The sequence below is a fragment of the Limibacillus halophilus genome (assembly GCF_014191775.1).
GTDB classification, from domain to species: Bacteria; Pseudomonadota; Alphaproteobacteria; order Kiloniellales; family CECT-8803; genus Limibacillus; species Limibacillus halophilus.
Window position 1 is genome coordinate 60,373 of record NZ_JACHXA010000002.1, and the last position, 17,619, is coordinate 77,991.

Sequence of the window (17,619 nt, forward strand, 5' to 3'; positions counted from 1 at the left end):
CGCAGCGACAAGCCGCTCAGGCCGATTACTTGCGACGCCTTGCGTCCTTCAGAATTACGTGGGCGGCGTGATGTCCCGGCAATCCGGAAACGCCGCCGCCTGGATGAGCCCCTGATCCGCAGAGATAAAGGCCCGGCAACGGCATACGGTAATCCGCATAACCAGCCGCCGGACGCAAGCTGTAAATCTGATCCAGATGCAATGCACCATGAAAAATATCGCCACCGATCAACCCTAGATCGCGCTCCAAATCCAATGGCGACTTTACCTGGCGGCCGACGACCGCGTTTTTGAAATTGGGCGCGACGGCATCCAGCGTCTCGATGATCGTATCGGCGACCCCTTCCTTCACCGCATCCCATGACTGGCCGCCGGGGAGTTCTGGGTTGAAATGCTGGCAGAAAAGGCTGGCGACATGGCAGCCCTCCGGAGCCAGGCTATCGTCCAGAAGCGACGGAATGCACATCGAGATAACGGGCTTCGCCGCCCAGCCCTTCAATCGCGCATCATCGTAGGCCTGCTCGAGGTAGGGGAGCGATGGTGCGACGTTGATGGTGCCGGTCAGATACTTCTCATCGTCCTCGCCGTTCAGCGAGGCAAAACGCGGTAGCTCAGAGAGCGCAACATTCATGCGGAAAGTACCCGAGCGGCAGCGCCACCCGTCCATCCGCCGGCGGAAATCATCGGGCAACAAGGCGCCATCAACCATCTTGCCGAACAACAGTTTCGGATTGACGTTCGCCGCCACGGCCCGCGCACGAATCACACGTCCGTCCTCCAGCACCACGCCTTTGGCCTGGCCTTTCTCGGTCAGCACCTCACGGACGCCCGCATCGGTCTCGATATCGACATTGTGTGCTTGGCAAGCTTTTGCCATCGCCTGGGTAATAGACCCCATCCCACCCTTGGCATGGCCCCAAGCACCGGTGCGGCCATTCACCTCCCCGAAGGCGTGATGCAGCAACACGTAGGCTGAGCCTTGCGCATAGGGGCTGACCATGTTCCCAATGATGCCCTCAAACCCTAAGTCGCCCTTGATGGGGTCGCTTTCGAACCAGCGGTTCAAATAGTCACCGATCGACATTGTGAACAATTCGGCCAAAGCGCCTTGTTTGCTGGTTGAGAGCTTGCGCAATCGGTTGCCTGTCTTCAAACCGATCCAGAGGTCGGCAAGACCGCCGCCCAAGTTTGGCGGCCCCTCGTTCACCACATCGCGCAAGGCTTCGGCCAATTCGCCAAGCAGGCGGTCAAAAGCCTCGTAGGCGCCGGCATCTTCAGTCGAGAACTTCGCGATTTCCCGCTTTGCGATCTCCATGTTGCGGCTGAGCAGCAAGTGCTGACCGTCCGGCAAAGCCGAGAAGGAGCCGGAAGGACGATCCAGGATCGTCAAGCCGTGCTTTGCCAACTCCAAATCCTTGATGACCTTCGGTGAAAGGAGGCTGACGACGTAAGAGTATACCGAGTTGCGAAAACCAGGGTGAAACTCCTCGGTAAGCGCTGCGCCACCAACCACGGACCGTCGCTCCACGACCTTCACCCGCAACCCACCGCGTGCCAGATATCCGGCACAAGTCAGACCATTATGCCCGGCTCCAATCACCACGACGTCATATTGCGCTTCAGCAGCCAATGGCGGTGCCCTCCTCTGGTATCTCGCTGGACGATCGTTCAGGAAGCACAGAGCCTAGCCGCAGAATGAAGGCGCGGGCAAGCATCGACCTTTGCCCGACGCTGACGCTGGTCTTATTGTCCTGATAGATCATGCACCAAGAGGTCGATATGCCGGACGGAACCGATAACGAGCAACCTTTGGAAGTCGTCCTGATTGGCAGCTTGTCCGATGTCGCGGCGCAACAGTGGGATGCTTGTGCCGGTGCGGCCAACCCGACCCTTAGCCATGGTTTCTTGAAGCTGCTGGAAGACAGCGGCGCAGCGACCCGTGATAGCGGTTGGATGGCCCGCCATCTTGCCATTCGCAGTCCCTTGGACGCCAGCAGACTGTTGGCCTGTGCGCCGCTCTACGTCAAAAGCCACTCCTACGGCGAATATGTCTTCGATTGGGGTTGGGCTGACGCCTATGAACGCGCCGGCGGGCGCTACTATCCGAAGCTTCAATCCGCAGTACCCTTCACCCCCGTACCCGGCGCCCGACTGCTGGTAAGACCTGATCTTTCCCCCGGTGAGCCAACGGGCGATCAACTCCGTCAGGCATTGCTCAGCGCCATGGTTCGACTGACCGGGGAGCACGGCCTTTCCTCGCTGCACCTTACCTTCTGCACGGCGGAAGAATGGCAGCTAGGCGGAGAGTTGGGCCTCTTGAAACGCCGCGGGATGCAATACCATTGGGAAAACCGTGGCTATCGCTGTTTCGACGATTTTCTCGCAAAGCTCACCTCGCGAAAGCGCAAGAATCTCCGCAAGGAACGCGAGGCCGTCGCCCGCAGTGGCGTGACGCTGCGGCACCTCGTCGGCGGCGAAATTAAAGCCCGGCATTGGCGCGACTTCTACGGCTTCTACCTGGCAACGGTGGACAAGAAATGGGCTCACGCTTATCTGACTCAGGAATTCTTCGAAGGGCTATCCTCGGCGCTGGGAGACCGCGTCCTGTTGGTTCTGGCGGAAAAGGACGGCGAGCCGGTGGCAGGCGCGTTCAATCTGATCGGCAAGAAGCGGCTCTACGGACGAAACTGGGGTTGTCTCGAAGAGTTTCGCTTCCTCCATTTCGAGGCTTGCTACTATCAAGCCATTGATTTTGCGATCGAACAGGGGCTCGAGGTCGTCGAAGCTGGGGCCCAGGGAGAGCACAAAATTCAACGTGGCTATCTTCCGGTCGATACCTACAGCCTGCATTGGATCGCCGACCCGGCGCTGGCACAGCCCGTTTCACGGTTTCTGACACAGGAACGGGCCAGCCTGGACCAGGACCGGCAATACCTGCTGGAACACAGTCCCTATCGCAGCGGCGATTAAGCACTTTTCGATCCCGTATTTCATTCTCCCGACAAGCAAATCTTTACCCCTATCCGCCAAAGGGCTAGCGTCCCTGAAGCTGAGAATTTTCAGAAAAACATATTATGAAGAAATTGATTTTCTGGAGTCTCTTGATTCTTCTCGACCTTGTCGCGTTGGAAGCTGCATTTCGAGGCTATTTCTACCTGACCGACGGCAAATCCTATGCTGCCGAGGATCTTGCAGACATTCCAAGCGCGACGATGCTGACAACGCAGAATGAACGCCCGAAGTGGATGAAGAACTACCTTCTTCATCCCTACTTCGGTTACGTTGCGCCAAAAATTGAAAACAATGAGCAATCACATGGGTTTAGTAGTAAATCGGACCCTCTTGTAGCAGAGCCAGCAGCCTTCTCCATCCTTTTGACGGGGGGGTCTGTGGCGCAACAAATCGGTCGTTTCGGAAATCTCGAAACGCGGTTCCGAGCGGCTTTGAAGACCGCCGGGCACACCAACCGAAAGGTGAAGGTCTTCAACGCCGCGACCGGCGGGTACAAGCAACCCCAACAACTGCAGGTTCTCAGTTATTTTTTGGCATTAAGTGGACGGTTTGACCTCGTCATCAATCTAGACGGCTTCAATGAGATCGTGTTGCCCGCCCTTAACTTCCAGCGCAGCGGTCAGCATCCGGCCTTTCCCCGGCAATGGTCCAATGTTGTCGGCGAGGTCAGTCTTGACCGCCGGCTGCTCGACGGAGAGATAACCTACCTGCGGCAAGAACAGGCGAAGTGGATCACCATAGCAAAAGAGCCCGTCATCGGATGGTCCGCTATAGCTGGTCACTTCCTGCGCAACCAGATTCTGGAAGACGAAGAGCGCATTCAAGAGCTGTTCGAGACGTCTTTCGAGATCGCATCCGGGTACTCTTTGGAGGCCAAGGGGCCACCCATCGCTTTCGAAACGGATACCCAGCTATACGATTATTCGGCAGACCTTTGGGTCAGGTCTTCGATAACCATGCACCGCCTTGCTCGCAGCTTTGGCATCGATTATGTGCATATCCTGCAGCCCAATCAGTATGTCGAAGGCAGCAAACCCTGGAGCCGGAAGGAGCAGGAGCGTTTCCGGTCCGCCGCAGCGATCTATGCCCCCTATGCCACGGTCGGGTATCCGGCCTTAATCAACAGGCAAACGGATATCACCGCGGCAGGCGTGCCGTTCGGCGACGCAACTACGTTGTTTCAATCCGAGAAAAGAACGGTTTACCGAGACGCCTGTTGCCATCTGAACAAGCTGGGGATAGCAACCTTGGCCGATTATGTCGTCCAGCAGTCGATCGGCCATTTATCGAAAGACGAGAACGCGCGCCAGTAAAGCGCTAACCGGAACGATCAGGCCGTAAGTTTCCCGACTCGCATAGGTTTCAAGGGACCTGCGCAGGCTCGCGCTTCTTCTTGCTACCCTTACCCCCGGGGCCTTCTTCTTCCAGCTTGAAGGCCGGTTTGTCGTCCTTGATATCAACCTCGACGACGCCGCCCTTCACCAACTTGCCAAAGAGCAGTTCCTCGGCCAGCGGCTTTTTAATGTACTCCTGGATGATGCGCGCCAGGGGTCGTGCGCCATTCAACGGGTCATATCCCCGCTTGGCGAGCCACTTACGCGCCGCATCACTGAGCGTGATCATTACCTGTCGATCTTCGAGCTGGGCTTCCAGCTGCAGCACGAACTTGTCGACCACTTGCTCGACGACCTCTTCGGAAAGCGCCGCGAAGGCAATCACCGCATCCAGGCGATTACGGAACTCAGGCGTGAAGAGACGTTTGATTGCTTCCTCATCCTCGCCCTCTCGGGTATCGCGGTTGAAGCCGATGGCCTTGCGGGTCATGTCCGATGCACCGGCATTGGTTGTCATGATCAGGATCACGTTCCGGAAGTCGACATTCTTGCCGTTATGGTCCGTCAGCTTTCCGTAGTCCATCACCTGAAGCAGGATGTTGAAGAGATCAGGGTGCGCCTTCTCGATCTCATCCAGCAACAAGACACAATGCGGGTGTTGATCGACCGCATCGGTCAGTAGACCGCCTTGGTCGAATCCGACATATCCCGGCGGCGCACCGATCAGTCGCGAGATCGAATGCCGCTCCATATATTCCGACATATCGAAGCGCGTGAGCTCGATACCCAGCGACAGTGCCAGTTGACGCGCCGCTTCGGTCTTGCCGACGCCGGTGGGGCCCGAGAAAAGGTAGGAACCGATGGGCTTTTCCGCATCGCGCAGCCCTGCCCTGGCTAACTTGATGGCCGAAGACAACGCCGTGATCGCCGTATCCTGGCCAAAGACCATCGTGCGCAGATCACGCTCCAGGTTCTTCAGGGCTGTCTTATCGTCCTTACTGACGCTTTTGGGTGGGATGCGGGCAATCTTTGCTACGACCGCCTCCACTTCCTTGACGCCGATGACCTTGCGCCGCTTCGAGGGCGGCAGCAGACGCTGTGATGCCCCCACCTCGTCGATCACGTCAATGGCCTTGTCGGGAAGCTTTCGATCACCGATGTATCGCGCCGACAACTCAACGGCGGTGCGAATGGCGTCGGCGGTGTAACGGACACCATGATGGGCCTCATAATAGGGCTTGAGACCCTGCATGATTTTCACCGCGTCCTCGACACTAGGCTCGATCACATCGATTTTTTGAAAACGGCGAACGAGCGCCCGGTCTTTCTCGAAATGATTGCGGTATTCCTTGTAGGTGGTCGATCCGATGCAACGCAGCAGACCGCTTTGCAAAGCGGGCTTCAGCAGGTTCGATGCATCCATGGCGCCGCCGGACGTTGCGCCGGCGCCAATCACCGTGTGTATCTCGTCAATGAAAAGCACTGCGCCTTCGATTGCCTCCAGCTCCGAAAGGACCGCTTTCAAGCGTTCTTCGAAATCGCCCCGATAGCGGGTGCCGGCCAACAGGGCGCCCATATCCAGCGAAAAAATCGTCGCGTCGGCCAGAACCTCGGGAACCTCGCCTTCGACAATGCGCTTGGCCAAGCCCTCGGCGATAGCCGTCTTGCCAACGCCAGGCTCGCCGACATAGAGGGGGTTGTTCTTCGTGCGGCGGCACAAAACCTGAATCGTGCGTTCAATCTCGGCTTCTCGACCAATCAGCGGATCGATTTTACCGGCCTGCGCTTTTTCGTTCAGATTCACGCAATAGGCATCCAAGGACTCACGGCCCTGCCGCACGGTCTGTTCGGTCTCGGCCTCCTCGTCCGCACCGGTCGGCGTGCGCGGCTGATCCTGCTGCGGAACCTTGGCGATGCCGTGGCTGATATAGTTCACCGCATCCAGCCGCGTCATGTCCTGTTCTTGCAGAAAGAAAACCGCGTGGCTTTCCCGCTCGGAGAACATGGCCACCAAGACATTGGCGCCAGTCACTTCTTCGCGGCCCGACGATTGGACATGAATGGCCGCACGCTGAAGCACCCTGTGAAACCCCGCCGTCGGCTTGGGGTCGGTCGATTCCGGAGCGATAAGCTTACCGTGCTCCTCATCGATGTAACGGGTCAGTTCATCGTGGAGACGTTGCAGGTCGACACCGCAGGCACGGAGTACCGCAATGGAGTCACTGTCGTCGGTCATGGCCAACAGCAAGTGTTCAAGCGTCGCGTACTCGTGCTGCCGCTCACTGGCATAGGCCATGGCGCGGTGCAGCGTTCGTTCGAGATTGGCTGAAAGCATGACGCTTTATAAACTCCTTATCCTGTCACTCCTTCTCCAGCGTACACTGGAGAGGATGCTGATTTCGGCGCGCGTAGTCGATCACCTGTGTCACCTTGGTCTCAGCAACTTCAAATGTATAGACGCCACATAGACCCACACCGCGTTGATGAACGTGGAGCATGATCTGCGTCGCCTCGTCCCGGCTCTTACCAAAGTAGTGTTCCAGGACGTGAACGACAAACTCCATCGGCGTGTAGTCGTCATTCAGCATCAAAACTTTGTAGAGCGACGGCTTCTTCGTCTTACTGCGAGTCTGCAATACGACACCGGTCCCACCGCGACCTTTGTCGTCGTCGTTCTTGTTTGCGTCCTTCTCACTCATAGTCGCTTCGGCACCCAACCTGTAACTTTGCACGTTCATTCCGTTCCCCAATGATATTGGATGAATGCCGGGTCGGTGAAGACCCCAATCATGGCATTTCAAAGGCATGGGCAAAGAAAAAGCCCGGCTCTCGAAAGAGCCGGGCCTGTTCCGGAGATGATCCTGTGGGAAATCCGGTCGGCGATTATTGCCGGGAGGGCCGCCGGATTGCCCGCTGTCAGCCTTAGGCGGCGACAGGCTTCAGCATCTTCTCGACGGTCACATTCATACGGGCCTGAAGGGGCTCGTAAGCTTCGTTGGCAACCTTCACCGACATTTCGGTGATCTTGGCACCTTCGGCCATGACCTGGTCGAACTGGACACGCGCCAGATTGCTCTGCAGGTCAACGAAGTCACGCAGGCTCTTCACGGAGAAGATCGCCTTGGTGGCCTCAACCTGAGACTCGAAGGAGGTCTGCGTGAAGGAAGCGATTTCCTTGCCGATCTCCTCGTAGGCTTTCACGAGCTTGGTGTTGAAAGCGACGACGGCTTCAACGTTGTCCTTGTTCAACTCGTTCAGCTCGCCATAGTTACGGAACAGATTGGCCGAGGCCTTCTCGACCTGTTCCTTGGTCATGGCAATAGCCTGCTCGTAATTCTTGGTGGCGGTCTCGGTGCCAACCTTTACGAACTGCTCGATGGTCTCCTTGCCGGCGGCGACCGCGTCTTCGACCGGCTTCATCACGTCGGCCTGGGCCGCAGTGGTCTTCTTAGAAGTGGAAGTCATTTGGTTTCTCCTTTCCGAGAAGAAATCAGTTCTGTTGTCTGTTCGCTTTTGCAGCACATTTTTGTGCGGTGCAGCATGACGAGAAAATATGAATGTATAGGATGAAAGTCAAGCAGTTTTTGTGCAGTGCACCATAAATGCCGAAAGGCTTGAAAAACCTTGATATATTCAGCTTTCCTTAAGGGTTAAGTTTCAAAATACCATTAGAAGGTCGCTAAATGGGCTTTCTGGTAGAAAAAACTGGACAGCGATTCTGTCGATCATTAGAATCGTAGACGAATCAAGATAGTTAGAGCCGAGTCTTTGGGGGAAACCTTTGCTTTGGCCATTAAGTCATACCTCGGTGGCGCCGAGAGAGAAACAAAAGGCGGCTTTGCGCCTCTTGTTTTGTGCTCTCTGCTTTCTCGTTGTCGGAACGTTCGTTTTCCCCCAAACCGCCGAAGCTAGGCGCTACGCCTCCATAGTGGTTGAAACGGCGACTGGTCGGGTGCTGCATGAATCGGGAGCCGACCGCCAAGCCTATCCCGCCTCCATGACCAAGATGATGACCTTGCTGATGTTGTTCGATGCTATCGAAAGCGGCAAGTTCACTAAGGACAGCCGCTTGAAGGTTTCTCGACGCGCGGCAGGAATGCCACCCTCCAAGCTTGGCTTGAAGCCTGGCAGCACCATTGCGGTCGACGATGCAATTCGCGCCCTAGTCACGAAATCGGCCAACGATGTGGCCGTGGTCGTAGCCGAGGCCATAAGCGGTAGCGAATCCAGTTTCGCCGTCGCCATGACTAAGAAGGCGCGCGATCTGGGTATGTCCCGCACGACGTTCCGCAACGCTTCGGGTTTGCCGGACACGCGTCAGCTCAGTACGGCCCGGGATATGGCGACTTTGTCGACGGTCCTTATTCGGCAGTACCCGACCTACTATGACTATTTTCGGATCAAGTCCTTCACCTACAACGGTCGGACCTACAAAAACCACAACAAGCTTCTGGACGACTATCCCGGCGTAGATGGACTGAAAACCGGCTACATTCGTGCCAGCGGGTTCAATTTGGCTGCTTCGGCGGTTCGTGGCGGACAAAGGATCGTCGCGGTGGTTTTCGGCGGCAAGACATCTCGGTCCCGAAATGCACACATGATCACGCTGCTGGATCGTGGATTCAGCCGTGTCCAAGTCGCCCGAAACGATCTGCCAAGTGCGCCGCCGCCCGAAAAGCCGCTTCTTGCTTCGGCACAATCGCATGGCCCGGATATACAAACCGCTGCTGTCGCTCCTGCTGTTGAGGTCAACGGCATGGTAGTGCTCCCGGCCCTTCGGCCAAGTCTGGCGCAAGACAATATTCACGGTGAAGGCGATTACGACGAGGGTCCGATCAACAGCTTTGGAATTCAGGTCGGCGCATTTACCGACCCTATCAAGGCGCAAGAGGCCGCTCGTACGGCCACCGACAGCGCCCCTGCTCACTTGCTTGGCCGCGAACTGCGTATTACACGGGTTGAATCCGGCAAGAGCATATTGTACCGCGCCCGGTTGCTGGGCATGCAGGTCGAAGAAGCCGAGGCTGCTTGTTCCGCATTGAAGCTAACCAGCCGGGTCTGCATTGTTGTGAAGGCCGACCCGCTCGACCTGGCCGCAGTTCAGCAGTAATCATTTCCTCAGCAGGGTTTCGAGCGCCCAGATATCAAAAGAGATCTGGGTGCAGGCCGCTCAGGCGCAGTTCGGATAACACCTCGGCTTTCAATCGCGCCAAGCCTTCGGCACTGTCCGACTCGCAGCGCGCAACCAATACATCCTGGGTGTTGGATGCGCGTAAGAGCCACCAACCTTCCTCACGATTGACACGCACCCCATCAATGGCAACCACATCGGCATTTCTTGCCGAAAGGCGATCTGCAACCTCATTGACGACCTCGAACTTACGGGCTTCGCTGCAGGGCAGTCGCACTTCCGGCGTATTGTGAAGATGTGGCAGAGAATCCCGGAATGCTTTCAAAGTCGTGCCCAAGCGCTTCAGCGCGGTGAGCAATCGCACGGCTGCGTACAGCCCGTCGTCGAAACCGTAGTAGCGATCATTAAAGAAGAGATGCGCGCTCATCTCGCCCGCAAACGGCGAGCCCAACTCCAGCATCTTCGATTTGATCAGCGAATGGCCGGTTTTCCACATGACCGGCTTGCCGCCAGCAGCGGCAATGCCGTCGAACAATACATTGCTGGATTTGACATCCGCGATAATGTGCGCGCCGGGGTTGTCTCGAAGCACCTCACGCGCCAGCAGCAACATGATTTGATCGCCGAAAAGAATCCCACCGGAGGCGTCGACAGCACCTAGACGGTCACCATCGCCGTCGAAAGCAACACCTAGATCAGCGCCTTCGCGTTTTACCGCTTCTTGGAGCTGAACCAAATTGCCGGGCACCGTCGGATCAGGGTGGTGGTTTGGGAAGGTCCCGTCGATCTCAGCAAACAAAAGAACGTGGCGACCCGGCAGCCGCTCCGTCAGGTGCCGCATCACCTCGCCCGCAGCGCCGTTACCGGCATCCCAGACGACGGTTAGGTCGTCCGGACCGGCGAAATCAGCGCTCAGACGCTCAATATAGGCATCCATCACAGAATGATGGGATTCGCTACCTATACCGTCGACGAAATCTCCCCTGGCTGCAATTTCACCCAGGCGCTGAATCTCTGCACCAAACACCGACTTCTTCCGCAGCACCATCTTGAAGCCATTGTACGCCGGCGGATTGTGAGAGCCAGTGACCATGATGCCGCCGTCCACCACCAGCGTGTAGGCGGCAAAATAGAGCATGGGCGTCGGCCCCATCTCGATGCGCAGGGCCTCAAGTCCGCAGTCCTGTAACCCGCGGCTCAAGGCATCAGCCAAGTCTGGCGATGACAAACGGCCATCGAAGCCGACGGCTATGCGTTTAGCACCCTGACGGACAGCGTAGCTACCATAGGCGCGGCCAAGCGCATAGGCGTCCGCGTCGCTCAAGGTTTCCCCCACCTTGCCACGAATATCGTATTCCCTAAGAATGCTTGGGTCGAAATGATATCCAGCGGCCATTTGGGATTTTCTCCTCGTCTTTAGGGCCTAGGACGACCGATTGAGCTGTATGTAAATCCGGCGGCACTGGCGGTCACGCCATCGTATATGTTCCGGAAGTCGATCATGATCGCCGAAGCCATGCGTGACTTTAGGCGTTTCAAGTCGAGGTTCCGAAACTCGTTCCACTCGGTCACGATTACCACGGCATCGCAACCGGTAACGGCATCATAAGCATCGTTGCAAAACACCGCTTGGGGCAGCAGTTTCCTTGCCTCAGGCATGCCCTCGGGGTCGTAGGCTCTGACCGTCGCGCCAGCAGCCGTCAGGTCCGAGATGATGTTCAAACTGGGGGCCTCACGCATATCGTCCGTGTTCGGTTTGAAGGTTAACCCCAAAACGGCAATGGTCTTGCCTTCGACCGAACCACCGCAGTGTCCAACGATGCGCCCGGACAGACCCTTCTTGCGATCATCATTGACGGCGACCACGGTTTCAATGAGGCGCAGCGGCGACCCAGCATCCTGGGCGGTTTTCACCAGCGCTATCGTATCCTTGGGAAAACAAGACCCGCCGTATCCGGGGCCGGCATGGAGAAACTTGCGCCCGATGCGCCCGTCCAAGCCAATGCCTTGTGCCACGTCCTGCACATTTGCTCCCACCTGCTCGCAAAGATCGGCCATCTCGTTGATGAAGGATATCTTCATGGCCAGGAAGGCATTTGCGGCGTACTTGGTCAATTCAGCCGTTTCCCGGGTGGTGAATAGAATCGGCTTCTCGATCAGGTAGAGTGGCCGATACAAGCGCCGCATGATGTCCTGCGCGCGCGGATCGCTGGTGCCGATTACGACCCGATCCGGCCGCATGAAGTCATTGATGGCCGACCCTTCGCGCAGAAACTCGGGGTTCGAAACAACTGCAAAATCCGCTTGCGGAGCGCTTTCGCGTAAGACCGCTTCAAGCTCCCTACCGGTGCCCACCGGCACCGTGGATTTAGTGACGACGACGGTAAAGCCCTGCATGGCTGCGGCCACCTCCCGGGCCGCCGCGAACACAAAGCTCAGATCCGCGTGACCATCGCCGCGCCGGCTGGGCGTGCCGACAGAGATAAAGACAACATCGGCCTCAGCCACCGCGCTGGCAACATCGGTCGTAAAGCGCAAACGGCCAGCCGCCGCGTTCTTGGTAACAAGGTCTTCCAGACCGGGTTCGTAAATCGGAACTTCACCCGCCTGAAGGCGTTCAATCTTGGATGCGTCCTTATCGGCGCAAACCACGGTCGTTCCAAACTCCGAAAAGCAGGCGCCAGATACCAGGCCTACGTAGCCGGTTCCGATCATCGCGATCTGCATGGCCCCTGCCCCCTATTCCAATCTCATCATCGACTCAGCGTGACCGATGCAACAACGCGCTCAACAGATCGGGCATAGCTTCAGCCGTTTCAGGATGTTCCATCGCAAATGCAACGGTTGCCTCAACGAATCCGACTTTACTGCCACAATCGAACCGTCGACCCTCGAAACGCAATCCATGAAAAGGAATCCGATCAAGCGTTCTGGCCATGGCATCGGTTAGTTGTATCTCCCCCCCAGCGCCAAGGTCCTGACGCCCAAGTTCGACCATCACCGAAGGATCGAGAATGTAGCGGCCAATGATCGATAGCCGCGACGGCGCTTGTTCCGGCGAGGGCTTTTCCACAAGGCCCTTGGCACTGATAATCTTTCCATCGTCCCAAGCCACATCGAGTATGCCGTAGCGGGAAGTATCCGCGGCCGGGATTTCCATAGCGGCAACCAGATTACCGCCTAGCCCCTCCCAAACGTCCATCATCTGCGCCAGACACGGCGTTGCCGCCTTAACCAAATCGTCGGCCAGTAACACCGCGAAGGGCTCATCGCCAACCAAATTACGCGCACACCAGACCGCATGCCCCAATCCTTTAGGCACCTGCTGACGAACATAGGCAATCTGGCCCGGATCCAGAGGGATTTCACTCACCGCAGCCAACACTTCCTGTTTGCCGCGCTCCGCCAGGGTTTTCTCCAGTTCGTAGGAAAAATCGAAGTGATCTTCGATGGCCGCCTTACCCCGACCCGTGACGAAAATGAATTCTTCTATCCCAGCCGCCCTGGCCTCCTCGACCGCATACTGGATCAAGGGCTTGTCGACAATCGGCAACATTTCCTTGGGCATTGCCTTGGTTGCAGGCAGAAAACGCGTGCCCAGGCCCCCGACCGGAAAAATAGCTTTACGCACTTTATGTTGCATTTTTATGTCCAGAATCCATTAAAATCCAAACACTTACAGCGTTTTCTGCCACAGCCGAGCCCTACAAACAAGCGTTAAGCAGACACGTAATTACTGGATTATGACCCTAAAAGCTGTTGCTTGGCGGCATTGACCTTGGCCGCCAAATAGTTTGAACCACCGTGATCCGGATGGAGTTGCTGCATCAAACGACGGTGGGCCTTTCGGATATCTTCGTCTTTCGCGTCCGGCTCCAACCCCAGCACCGCAAGCGCCTCCTCGCGGGTCATGGCACCGGTCTGCGCGCTCCCGGCCTGAGAGCCGCTGGCCCCGGCCCGTTCCCTGCGCCTGGCACTTTCGTCGGCCTCGGCTTCGTTCAGCGCATCTCGCCACGCATCGCCGCGCGTGCGATCCAGATAAGCTTCCAAAACGGCCGCGGACTCTTCGTCGTGCACATGGCACAGGCGCCAAAGTTCCAATAACTGCTCCTCGGTCAAGCCTGATAGCTTCTGCCCCTCGAATGGACCTTCTCGAACCTCGCCATCGAGCCGCCCGGTACTATGGTCCAGTTCCATCCGCAAGAACCGGGTCGAGACGCTGGAAGAGCCGCCTGGCGCCGCGCCGCGCAACGTCTTCAAACGACGGATTAATCGGGGAAGACGCACCATCAAGGGCAGCAGGAAGGGTAAGGTATAGATCAGCAGATTGAATTTCTTGAAGGCGACAATCACCAGCACGGCAAGAACACCGATAGTGCCGAACGTCCATCCCAGGGCCTTTAGAACTGCCTTGGGGTCAGCCTGCACAAACCAACGGCCCACCAGATAGAAGCCAACGACAAGACAAAGGGCCAGAAGCAAATAGGGAACCATTATACGCCTCGTCCGGTCATCGCATTTGATGGGTCAGGAGCCGCACAACGCCGCCCTGCCGCTTGGAAAAATCCTGCAGGGCCCTGCGCCCACCGGCGGCATACACGGCGACTGCTGAAAGCAGATCACGCAATTGCCTGGCGCTTGAGGCATCGAAGCTGCAGCAAGCACCGCCTGACAGTCTAGCGATCTGTTCAAAGGCCTGCCGCACGCTCACGTCGCCGCCCTCATGGAAAATAAAGCAAGGTACGCCCACCAAACCGAGTTTGCCCGCTAAATCGCCGAGGGTATCCAAATCCTCTTCCATGCTATCGCCGACGAAGACCAGCGCTCCGACTTTCTGCTTCCGAGTCTCCTTGAGAGCATGCTTGAGAACCTTCCGTATTTGCGTTCGTCCGGCAAAGCAGGAAACACCGGTCATTGCCCGTAGCAAACCGTGCCCGTCCGGGTGCCATTTACTGACACGGAACTCGCCGAACCCCCGATAGTAGGCCAGCTGCACCTCCAGACCACCGAGCGATGCTGTCTGGTTGAACATCTCTGCCTGCAGGTCCATTGCCCGATCCCAGGTCGGCTGACGGCTGGCGGTCGCGTCCAATGCGAAGATCAAACGCCCGCGATTTCCCTGATCCGGCTGCGATACAGCCAAACTTGAGACCTTACTAAGAAAATCCGCCACTTCCGTTTTGCTGGCGGTCTCACTGGGAAGTTTTCGATCCTGGCTCAAAGGGCCCCGCCTTACACTTGGATAGACCCCACCGGGACAAGCCCCAGGGGTTTCTTTAAGAGGTAGTGTAGTCTGTCAGTAGGTTCCAGTCCCCTGCTCTCGGCCGGGACCGCCCTGCGGCAACGCGCCCTGGGTCTCTTCAGACCCATTTTCCTCGTCTTGGGTCGCTTCTTCGAAGCCAACGGCCTCAAGCAGCGCACGGACTTCCTGACGAGCCGCAACGTGGCTCATCGTCAAGTTGACGCCTGCCCCCTTTTCTCGCAGGTCGAGAAGCGTCAAACCTTTGGGAAAAAGCTCACGAAAAATAACTCGCTCGCCGAACCCCGGCGCCAACCGGAAGCCGATCCGCCTGGATAGCTCGCCCAAAAGATTCCCCACGGCGCGTTTGTTGTGTGCATCCAGGTGGGCTAGACGGTTTCGCATCACGACCCAATCCAAGGGTCGGCGCCCTTGTTTCGCGCGTTCCTGACGCTGTTCCCAGACCATCTGACTATAAACGCTGGGCCCCAGAATGCGGCGTCCCTTGGGATCAATCCGTGCCAACAGATCAAGATCAAGAAAGGAGTCGTTCAACGGTGTGATCAGGATGTCAGCTCTAACGTGGCCAAGGCGAGAAAGGTAGCTATCGCTCCCGGGCGTATCGATCACGACCACATCACAATCCGCCAGTGCGGCCAGGGCTTCGTCAAACAACTGCCGCTCCTCGGCCTCTGTTTCCGCGCGCGCGGACGCCTGTGATCGAAAGATTCGTAAATGCTTTGGCATCGGCAGCTTCAAGCCCGATTCAGCCGAAAAGGACTCCCGGTTTTCGATCAGCCGCGAGAACGTGCCCTGCCGTGCGTCGAGGTCGATGGTCCCAACGCGCTTCCCCTGACGCAATAATGCGACAGCCAGATGCATCGCGGTCGTGGATTTACCCGACCCGCCTTTCTCGTTGCCCAGCACGACAATCAGCGATTTCGCGCCACTACTCGCTTGAGCGCCTGGCTGCACCTGCGCCTCTTGATCCATTAAGTTCCCCCTATCAAGCCAAGAACGCTTCGACCACGGCCCCGCCGGCCACCCCGCCGACCACCCGGCGGCGGCATGACGAAACGATCCAGATAACGCGATTCCCAACAAGACACTATCGCGATTCGGCGATCTTATCATGTAGCAACGAGTCGCCGGTCTCACAGGCCCATCGATAAAATACCGCGGTTCAAACCGAACTTTATCTCAGTGCGACAATCAAGCAAGCGGCTTCCCCCTGGTTTTGCCGCTCCACCATGGCAGAATGGGTTGAGAAAAGAGGATCGGCAATGCTTCCAGCAGCGGACAACTACGAGGACCTATACGGAACCTTCAACTGGCGGATTCCCGAGGCCTATAACATCGGTCAGGATTGCTGCGACAAGTGGGCCGATGGCTCAGGTCGCCTGGCGATCCTGCACAAAGCCAGCGATGGCAAGCTCGAGCCTTATAGCTTTGACTTGCTGAAAGACCGGTCAAATCGTCTGGCGAATGCCCTAAAGGCCGCTGGAGTCGCGCCCGGTGACCGTGCCGCTGTTCTGTTGCCGCAGCGCCCGGAAACCGCAATTGCCCACCTCGCGATCTACAAGCTAGGCGCCATCGCCGTACCGCTTTTCGTGCTATTCGGGCCGGAGGCGCTGGAATACCGTCTGGCCGACAGCGGCGCCACGGTCTTGATTACCGATGCCGACGGTGCGGCTAAAGTAAATGCGCTCCGCGACAAGCTGCCCAGCCTCAGGAATATCATCAGTGTCTCCGGCCCCGAAGAGAATGGCGTACTCGATTATGGCGCTTTGATTGAAAAGGGCAGCGCTTCCTTCGCTCCCGTCCAGACCGGCCCCGATGATCCGGCGGTTATCATCTATACCTCCGGAACCACCGGTTCGCCAAAAGGTGCCCTGCACGGTCATCGGGTCCTTTTAGGCCATCTACCCGGAGTCGAGATGCCTCAAGAGCTTTTCCCCAAGCCGGGAGACCTTTTCTGGACGCCGGCCGACTGGGCCTGGATCGGCGGGCTTTATGACGTACTCCTTCCCAGCCTGCATCATGGCGTTCCCGTCCTGGCACACCGCTTCCAGAAGTTCGATCCGGAAGCGGCTTTCGCTTTGATGGCCGAAGCAAAGGTTCGCAACGCCTTCCTGCCGCCCACGGCCCTGAAGATGCTTCGGCAGGTCGATAGGGCGCGTGAACGCTTCGGGCACGACCTGCGGTCCATAGGCAGCGGCGGCGAGACGCTCGGCCAGGGTTTGCTGGACTGGGGTCGTGATACCTTCGGCCTGACCATCAATGAATTCTATGGCCAGACCGAGTGCAATCTCGTGCTGTCCAACAATGCCGGGATCATGCCCGTCCGTCCGGGGTCCATGGGACGTGCGGTACCAGGGCACCGGGTTGCCATCGTCGATGATCGGGGAAACCCGCAATCTGACGGAACGGAAGGCAATATCGCTGTGGGTGCCCCCGACCCCGTCATGTTCCTGCGGTACTGGAACAATCCCGAGGCGACTGCCGCAAAATTCGCAGGCGAATGGTTGCTTACCGGCGACAGAGGTGTCCGAGATTCGGACGGGTATTTCCATTTCGTTGGCCGCGAGGACGATGTCATCACCTCCGCCGGATACCGTATCGGCCCCGGGGAAATCGAGGATTGCCTGCTGCGCCATCCTGCCGTCCAGATGGCCGCCGCTGTCGGCATCCCTGACGAATTGCGCACCGAGCGAGTGAAAGCCTTCCTGGTTCTCAAGCAGGGCTATACGCCCAGTGAGACCCTTGCCCAGGAAATCCAGGAATGGGTCAAAGGCAGGCTGGCCGCCTACGAGTATCCTCGTGAAGTTGAGTTTCGCGACAATCTGCCAATGACCGCCACCGGCAAGATCGTGCGCCGTGAACTGCGCGGCGGTGGCTGAGGC

14 protein-coding genes are annotated in these 17,619 nt (G+C 57.6%); 4 read left to right on the forward strand and 10 right to left on the reverse strand.

The window, feature by feature from the left end:
* Window positions 1–25 precede the first annotated feature (25 nt).
* Window positions 26–1,630, reverse strand: coding sequence for a phytoene desaturase family protein (locus FHR98_RS03440; protein WP_183415251.1), 1,605 nt, complete (start codon window positions 1,628–1,630; stop codon window positions 26–28).
* Between the two features lie 149 nt (window positions 1,631–1,779).
* On the opposite strand from FHR98_RS03440, the gene FHR98_RS03445 reads away from it, so the two are divergent.
* Window positions 1,780–2,970, forward strand: coding sequence for a GNAT family N-acetyltransferase (locus tag FHR98_RS03445; RefSeq protein ID WP_183415252.1), 1,191 nt, complete (start codon window positions 1,780–1,782; stop codon window positions 2,968–2,970).
* A 104-nt stretch (window positions 2,971–3,074) separates the two neighbouring features.
* The gene (locus FHR98_RS03450) at window positions 3,075–4,325 is read left to right on the forward strand and encodes a hypothetical protein (protein WP_183415253.1); all 1,251 of its coding nucleotides are present in this window, start codon (window positions 3,075–3,077) and stop codon (window positions 4,323–4,325) included.
* Between the two features lie 49 nt (window positions 4,326–4,374).
* Here the strand turns inward: FHR98_RS03450 and clpA are convergent, their stop codons facing one another.
* The 3 genes from clpA to FHR98_RS03465 form a co-directional block, all read right to left on the reverse strand.
* Window positions 4,375–6,681 carry an ATP-dependent Clp protease ATP-binding subunit ClpA gene (gene clpA / locus FHR98_RS03455; protein ID WP_183415254.1) on the reverse strand — a complete coding sequence of 769 codons (2,307 nt, stop codon included), beginning with the start codon at window positions 6,679–6,681 and terminating at the stop codon, window positions 4,375–4,377.
* Between the two features lie 25 nt (window positions 6,682–6,706).
* Window positions 6,707–7,045 (reverse strand): ATP-dependent Clp protease adapter ClpS, encoded by a 339-nt coding sequence (gene clpS / locus FHR98_RS03460; protein WP_183415686.1) that lies wholly within the window; start codon window positions 7,043–7,045, stop codon window positions 6,707–6,709.
* A gap of 223 nt (window positions 7,046–7,268) precedes the next feature.
* Window positions 7,269–7,811, reverse strand: a complete 543-nt coding sequence (locus FHR98_RS03465) for a phasin family protein (RefSeq protein ID WP_183415255.1) — start codon at window positions 7,809–7,811, stop codon at window positions 7,269–7,271.
* Between the two features lie 343 nt (window positions 7,812–8,154).
* Here FHR98_RS03465 and FHR98_RS03470 point away from each other — a divergent pair, with 343 nt between their 5' ends.
* Window positions 8,155–9,456 (forward strand): D-alanyl-D-alanine carboxypeptidase family protein, encoded by a 1,302-nt coding sequence (locus tag FHR98_RS03470; protein WP_437126611.1) that lies wholly within the window; start codon window positions 8,155–8,157, stop codon window positions 9,454–9,456.
* 34 nt (window positions 9,457–9,490) lie between these two features.
* Here the strand turns inward: FHR98_RS03470 and pgmG are convergent, their stop codons facing one another.
* From pgmG to FHR98_RS03500, 6 genes are all read right to left on the reverse strand, one after another.
* Window positions 9,491–10,873 (reverse strand): phosphoglucomutase/phosphomannomutase PgmG, encoded by a 1,383-nt coding sequence (pgmG, locus tag FHR98_RS03475; RefSeq protein ID WP_183415256.1) that lies wholly within the window; start codon window positions 10,871–10,873, stop codon window positions 9,491–9,493.
* Between the two features lie 20 nt (window positions 10,874–10,893).
* A complete protein-coding gene (locus FHR98_RS03480; protein ID WP_183415257.1) occupies window positions 10,894–12,204 on the reverse strand; it encodes a UDP-glucose dehydrogenase family protein in 1,311 nt (436 codons plus the stop codon).
* Between the two features lie 34 nt (window positions 12,205–12,238).
* Window positions 12,239–13,120, reverse strand: coding sequence for a UTP--glucose-1-phosphate uridylyltransferase GalU (gene galU, locus FHR98_RS03485; protein WP_183415258.1), 882 nt, complete (start codon window positions 13,118–13,120; stop codon window positions 12,239–12,241).
* Window positions 13,121–13,218: 98 nt separating this feature from the next.
* On the reverse strand, window positions 13,219–13,971 hold the full coding sequence (locus tag FHR98_RS03490) for a DnaJ domain-containing protein (protein ID WP_183415259.1): 753 nt from the start codon (window positions 13,969–13,971) through the stop codon (window positions 13,219–13,221).
* A 16-nt stretch (window positions 13,972–13,987) separates the two neighbouring features.
* Window positions 13,988–14,698 carry a vWA domain-containing protein gene (locus FHR98_RS03495; protein ID WP_183415260.1) on the reverse strand — a complete coding sequence of 237 codons (711 nt, stop codon included), beginning with the start codon at window positions 14,696–14,698 and terminating at the stop codon, window positions 13,988–13,990.
* A 75-nt stretch (window positions 14,699–14,773) separates the two neighbouring features.
* Window positions 14,774–15,709 carry a division plane positioning ATPase MipZ gene (locus tag FHR98_RS03500; protein WP_183415261.1) on the reverse strand — a complete coding sequence of 312 codons (936 nt, stop codon included), beginning with the start codon at window positions 15,707–15,709 and terminating at the stop codon, window positions 14,774–14,776.
* Window positions 15,710–15,999: 290 nt separating this feature from the next.
* On the opposite strand from FHR98_RS03500, the gene FHR98_RS03505 reads away from it, so the two are divergent.
* Window positions 16,000–17,616 carry an acyl-CoA synthetase gene (locus FHR98_RS03505; protein WP_183415262.1) on the forward strand — a complete coding sequence of 539 codons (1,617 nt, stop codon included), beginning with the start codon at window positions 16,000–16,002 and terminating at the stop codon, window positions 17,614–17,616.
* The last annotated feature ends 3 nt before the right edge of the window (window positions 17,617–17,619 follow it).